The following is a 5,618-nucleotide window of genomic DNA, read 5'->3' on the forward strand; positions in this document are numbered from 1 at the left end:
GCGACGGCCGGCCGGGCCTGCGCGGGGTCGTCGGGATCTCCCCGCCCGTCTCGCCGCTGTCGGCGTTCGCGGACGGCAGCGCGTTCGGCACCAAGGAGCAGCAGAAGCTGCGCAAGGCGGCCATCAAGCTGGCCGGCGGCTGCCTGCCCGCCAAGTGCCCGCGCGTCTGGTCGAGCATGGAGGTGCCGTTCCACGCCTCGGCCGGCGACCCGCCCATGCTCACCATCCACTCGTCGGAGGAGTTCGTCCCGCCGTACCAGAGCGAGATGCTCAAGGAGTCGCTGCAGACCGTCGGGGTTCCGATGCTCGTCAAGACGATGGCGGGCACCCAGCACAGCGCGCCGCTGTACCGGGAGCCGGGGGTGGCGGAGACCGTCCAGGCCTGGATCATCGCCAGGCTGGGGCGCGTCGCGGCGCCCGGGGCGTCGCCCGCCGTGTCCTCGCCACAGCGGTAGGCGGGAACACCCGGCGCGCCGGCGATGTTGCCATGACTGCTCTCGGCAACACTGATGCGCACGAAAGGGACGACAGATGGCGCTGACGGTTTACACCACGAGCTGGTGCGGGCCCTGCAAGCGGCTCAAGGGCCAGCTCACGCGGGAGGGCATCCCCTTCAGCGAGGTCGACATCGAGCGTCACCCGGACGCCGCCGAGTTCGTCGCGAGCGTGAACAACGGCAACCAGGTCGTCCCCACCGTGGTGGCGGACTGCCACACCATGACCAACCCCTCGGTCGCCGAGGTGAAGCGGCACCTCGCGGGCGCCTGCTGAGATCGCCGGCGCTGCTGGGATCACCAGCCGGTGTCGGGGATCGGCGCGCCGTACCAGGTCTCGATCAGCCGCCGGGCGATCGAGACCTGGCCGGGCAGGACCAGCTCGCCCGAGCGCACCTGGATCTCCAGCTCCTCCCGGGACAGCCAGCGGGCCTCGGCGATCTCCTCCCGGTCGGGGCGCAGGTCGGTGGTGACGGCGCGGGCGAAGAAGCCCAGCATGAGGCTGCGCGGGAACGGCCAGGGCTGGCTGCCGAGGTAGCGCGGCGCGGTGACGGCGACGCCCACCTCCTCCAGGACCTCGCGGACCACGGCGTGCTCCAGCGACTCCCCCGGCTCGACGAACCCGGCGAGCACCGACATCCGCCCCCGGGGCCACTCCGGGCCGCGCGCGAGCAGGATCCGGCCCTCGTCGTCGTGCACCAGCATGATCACCGCGGGGTCGACGCGCGGGAAGTGCTGGCTGCCGTCGCGCGGGCACACCCGCATGTGGCCCGACGCGGTGACGTCCGTACGGCTGCCGCATCTCGGGCAGTACTCGTGGCTCGCGTGCCACGCCTCCAGGGCCACCGCGTAGACGAGCAGCCCGGCGTCGCGGTCGTCGAGCAGCACCGCGGCCTCCCTGAGGCCCGCGACGTCGCCCTCGGGCAGGGTGGCGTTGACCGCGAAGTAGGCCACGCCGTCCTCGTCCACGCCCAGCAGGTAACGCGTGCCCTCCGGCGCCTCGGCCGGCGAGGTGAGCACCAGGGCCGCGCCGTCGCTGAAGCGGCGCACCAGCGTGCGGCCGTCGTGGATGAGGAAGACTCTCGTCTTGTCCGCCTCCCACGCCCGCCGCAGCCAGTCCTCGTCGCCGCGCAGGGCCGCCGAGCGGTCGATGGCGCTCCTCGCCAGGAGCAGGGGGCCGAGCAGTCCGTCCGCGATTTCCACGCCGTCATCCTTCCACCGGCGCCGCCCCGGCAATCTCCCCTCCCGTGGCGTTCGCCCGTCAATTGATCGACGTCGGGACTAGGATGCTCTCACTTAGGTTAGCCTTACCTATGGAGGGCCGGTGCGGCTGTACCTCACCACGCTCAACCCGACCGATTCCGTGACCGGCGGGTTCCTTCCCGCCGCGGCCGCGCTGGGCTGGGACGTGACGATACTCACCGACCAGCCTGATCGGTATCCGGGGTACGACGTCGTGGCGGCGGACGCCCGCGACCCCCGGGCCGTCATCGACGCGGTGGCCGCCCATCACCGGCCGGATGTGATCTTCTCCAACTCCGACCACCTCCAGGCCGCCACCGCGCTCGCCGCCGGGTATTTCGGCCTGCCCGGCAAGGACTGGCGGGCCTGTGTCACCGCCAAGAACAAGGCGCTGACCCGCCGCGCCCTCGCCGCCGTCGAACCGGTCGGGTCCGTACGGATCCCTCCCGGCGCGGATCTCCCCGCGCCTCTGATCGGGGACCTGCCGTACCCGGTCGTGGTCAAGCCCGCCCAGGGCGTGGCCAGCGAGGACGTCGTGCTGGTGGACGGGCGGGAGGCGCTGGCCGACGCGGTCGCGGCGATCAGGCGGCGGCGCCCGGAGGAGATCCTGATCGCGGAGGAGTTCCTCGAAGGGCCGCTCCGCACGCTGGAGACGCTGGGCGACGGCGCCTCCCGGCGGGTCCTCGGGGGGTTCGCCACCACGCTCGGCCCGCTGCCGCACTTCGTGGAGGAGCGCCTCGACTGGCGGCCTCCGGACGCGGACCACCTGCCCCACCTGACCGCGGCGCTCGACGCGGCGGGGGTCGGCTTCGGGATGTGCCACACCGAGTACGCCGTCACCCGGGACGGACCGCGCGTCATCGAGATCAACTATCGGCTGATCGGCGACAACTGCGATTTCCTGCTGGCGGATCTCCTCGGCGTGCCCCTGCACCAGTGGATCCTGCGCGTCCACGCGGGCGAGCCGCTCTCCGCCTTCGGCCTCGACGCCCTTCGCGCCGCGTACGGGTCCGTGGTCAGCCTCGTGGCCGAGCGGTCCGGCACGGTGACCGCCGCGCCGCCGGACCTTTCCCTGCCTCCTACGGACGGCGGCGTGCGGCTGTGGCACCGGGCACTGCGCGAGATCGGCGATCATGTCGAGGTGACGGGGACCAACCGCGACTACCTCGGCCTGCTCCGCGCCGCCGGCCCGGACCGCGCGAGCGTCGACGCCGCCGTCGACGCCTTCAAGAAGGAGCATCCTTGGGTGCTCGCATGATCCGGGCGGCTCGCGATCACCGGAGGGCCACGGACCGGGAGCACTACCTGGCCGCGCGGGTGCTGAACGCGCTGCTCCGGGAGGACTACGCCGGGATCTCCGCCAGGGTCACCCACGACAGGGACGGGGTCGCGATCGTCCTCGCCTCCGGGCGGCGGGTCGGGCTCGCGGCGGGCGACCCGTTCCAGGACTTCGCGACCGCGCCGCACGAACGCCCGCGCCTGGCGGAGGTTCTGGAGACGCTGGAGGCCGTCGCCCACCCCGCCGACGCCGAGGGGGTCGCCGCCTTCGAGCGGGAGTGCGACGAGACCCTCACGGCCCTGGAGACCCACCACCGCATGCGCGGCGAGGTGGCCCGGCGGCTGCGGGGGCGTCACGGCCTCATCCGGTACGAGTCGCTGGCCGCCGCGGTGGACCATCCGCTCTATCCGACGGCCCGCTGCCGCCTGGGGGTCTCCCCGGCCGGCCTGGCGGCCCACGCACCGGAGTTCGCCCCCGAGTTCGCCATGCGGTGGACGGCCGCGCCGCGCGGGCGGGTGACGCTCTCCCGGCCGGACCTGCCCGGCTGGTGGCCCGTGCCCGGGGACGTCGGGCTGCCGTCCGATCTGGCCCGCACGCACGTGCTCTTCCCCGTCCACCCGCTGACGGAGCCGCTGGTGGCCGAGCTGCCCGGCCTGGTTCCCGGGCGGGAGCCGTACCTGACCGTGCGGCCGACCCTGTCCACCCGTACGGTCGAGGTCGGCGAGCGCGTGCACCTCAAGGTGCCGCTGGCGGCCAGCACGCTGGGCCTGCGCAACCGCCGGTCGATCAAACCGGGCACGTTGAGAGACGGTGCCCTGGCCGAGTCGCTGCTGCGCCGGATCCTGGCCCGCGAGCCCGGCCTGCGCGTCGCGCTCGCCGACGAGCAGACCTACGGGCACGCGGAGCACGAATACCTGGGCTGGCTCGTCCGCCGGCTGCCCGAAGGGGAGATCGTCCCGGTCGCGGCCCTGCTCGCGCCGCTCCCGGACGCGGACGGGCGGCTCGTCCTGCACGAGGTGGCCGAGCGCCAATACGGCGGCGACGCGGAGGCGTTGCTGCGCGACTACCTCGCGGTGCTGCTGGAGTGGAACGTCAGGCTCTTCGTCCGGTACGGCGTCGCGCTGGAGGCCCACCAGCAGAACCTGGCGCTGCTGTTCGGCGACGGGCCCATGCGGCTGCTGGTCAAGGACGACGACGGGCTGCTGGCCTCGCCGCGGCGGCTGCGCGCGGCGGGGATCGAGGCGCCCGGCTTCGGCGACGAGCGCATGCTGACCGACGACCCGTACGCCCTCGCCGACGTCTTCGTGACGATCACCCTGCACCTGGCCGCCATGGCGGTGGCCCACGGCGCGCTGCCCGGCTCGGGCGCCACGCTGGTCGCACGGGCCCTGCGGGCCGCGCTCGAGCCGTACGGGGACGACCCGATGGCCCGGCTGCTGCGGGCCCGCACGCTGGACGCCGCCCGTCTCACCGGCAAGTCGATGGTCGTCGCGGGGACGCTCGTGGCCAAGGACCGCACCGGAGCCGGGGACGTCAACAAGTTCTACGGCACGACCGGCCCCAACTATCTGAGGGGTGCCTGAGCCATGGAGGGCCTCCTGCTGGACCCGCACGCCGCCCCGGCCGAGGAGGCCGCGCTCGGGGCGCTGCTGCGCTGCTGGCTGCGCGAGGTCGGCGGCCCGCGCGGCGACGTGCGCGCCGCCGGGCCCCACCTGACGCTGCGGGTGGCGGGCACGCCGGTGCGCGTACGCGCCCGCGGCGGCATCGCGCTGCGCTTCGACGGCCCGCCCGAGCAGCTGGCGGAGGGGCGGTGGCGGCCCCTGGACCTGCCCTCGCTCGTCGCGCTGGTGGAACGGGAGCTGGACGGCGGCAACGAGGAGTTCGCCGCCCAGGTCCGCGCCGGACGCGAGGCGGTCGCGGCGATCCTCGCCGCCCGCGCGCGGGCCGTCCCGCCCGCCGACCCGTGGCTCGCCTCGGAGCAGGCGCTGGTGGCCGGGCACCCGTTCCACCCGGCGCCCAAGGCCCGCGAGGGCGACGGCTGGCTGGACTACGCGCCGGAGACGCACGCGCGGTTCGCCCCGCGGCTGCTCGGTGTGCGCGCCGACCTGGTGGCCCAGGAGGGCGACACGTCGGCGCTCGACGCGTTCTGCGGCGCGCCGGAGGGGTACGTCGCGCTGCCCGCCCACCCCTGGCAGCTCGACCTGCTCGCCGCCGACCTGCGCGGGCCGCTCGCGGACGGGCGGCTCGCCGACCTCGGGCCCGGCCCTCGCGCGGTCGTGCCCACGTCGTCGGTCAGGACGGTCTACGACCCGGGCACCGGCATGTGCCTGAAGTTCAGCCTGGACGTGCGGATCACCAACTGCGTGCGGAAGAACGCGTGGTACGAGCTGTCCGGCGCGGTCGAGCTGACCCGGCGGCTCGGGCCCGTCTTCGACGGGCTGACCCTGCGCTTCCCCGGCACGCGGTGGCTGCCGGAGCCCGGCTACCGGTCGGCCGCCCTCGGCACCCGGCTGCTCGAAGGGCTCGGGGTGATCGTCCGTACCGGCCCGTGGGCGGTGTGCGGGCCGGGGACCACGCCGGTCCTCGCCGGCGCCCTGGCCGCC

5 protein-coding genes and 1 pseudogene are annotated in these 5,618 nt (G+C 74.6%); 5 read left to right on the top strand and 1 reads right to left on the bottom strand.

Features of this window, described 5'->3' with window-relative positions; genetic code table 11:
* Together AB0J39_RS37795 and AB0J39_RS37800 are read left to right on the top strand one after the other, a co-directional pair.
* Window positions 1–455 (top strand): annotated as a pseudogene (locus tag AB0J39_RS37795) (alpha/beta hydrolase); the annotation flags it as partial.
* Between the two features lie 76 nt (window positions 456–531).
* The gene (locus AB0J39_RS37800) at window positions 532–771 is read left to right on the top strand and encodes a mycoredoxin (RefSeq protein WP_363473758.1); all 240 of its coding nucleotides are present in this window, start codon (window positions 532–534) and stop codon (window positions 769–771) included.
* Window positions 772–791: 20 nt separating this feature from the next.
* Here AB0J39_RS37800 and nudC read toward each other — a convergent pair whose 3' ends face one another.
* On the bottom strand, window positions 792–1,697 hold the full coding sequence (nudC, locus tag AB0J39_RS37805; RefSeq protein WP_363473760.1) for an NAD(+) diphosphatase: 906 nt from the start codon (window positions 1,695–1,697) through the stop codon (window positions 792–794).
* 121 nt (window positions 1,698–1,818) lie between these two features.
* Here nudC and AB0J39_RS37810 point away from each other — a divergent pair, with 121 nt between their 5' ends.
* From AB0J39_RS37810 to AB0J39_RS37820, 3 genes are all read left to right on the top strand, one after another.
* Window positions 1,819–2,994, top strand: a complete 1,176-nt coding sequence (locus tag AB0J39_RS37810; RefSeq protein ID WP_363473762.1) for a siderophore biosynthesis protein — start codon at window positions 1,819–1,821, stop codon at window positions 2,992–2,994.
* Window positions 2,979–4,598 carry an IucA/IucC family protein gene (locus AB0J39_RS37815; RefSeq protein WP_363473764.1) on the top strand — a complete coding sequence of 540 codons (1,620 nt, stop codon included), beginning with the start codon at window positions 2,979–2,981 and terminating at the stop codon, window positions 4,596–4,598. The genes AB0J39_RS37810 and AB0J39_RS37815 overlap by 16 nt, the downstream gene beginning before the upstream one ends.
* 3 nt (window positions 4,599–4,601) lie before the next feature.
* Window positions 4,602–5,618 (top strand): IucA/IucC family protein (locus tag AB0J39_RS37820; protein WP_363473766.1); only part of this gene is annotated, 1,017 nt, incomplete at its 3' end.

The organism is Microbispora sp. NPDC049633 (assembly GCF_040675265.1).
GTDB classification, from domain to species: Bacteria; Actinomycetota; Actinomycetes; order Streptosporangiales; family Streptosporangiaceae; genus Microbispora; species Microbispora maris.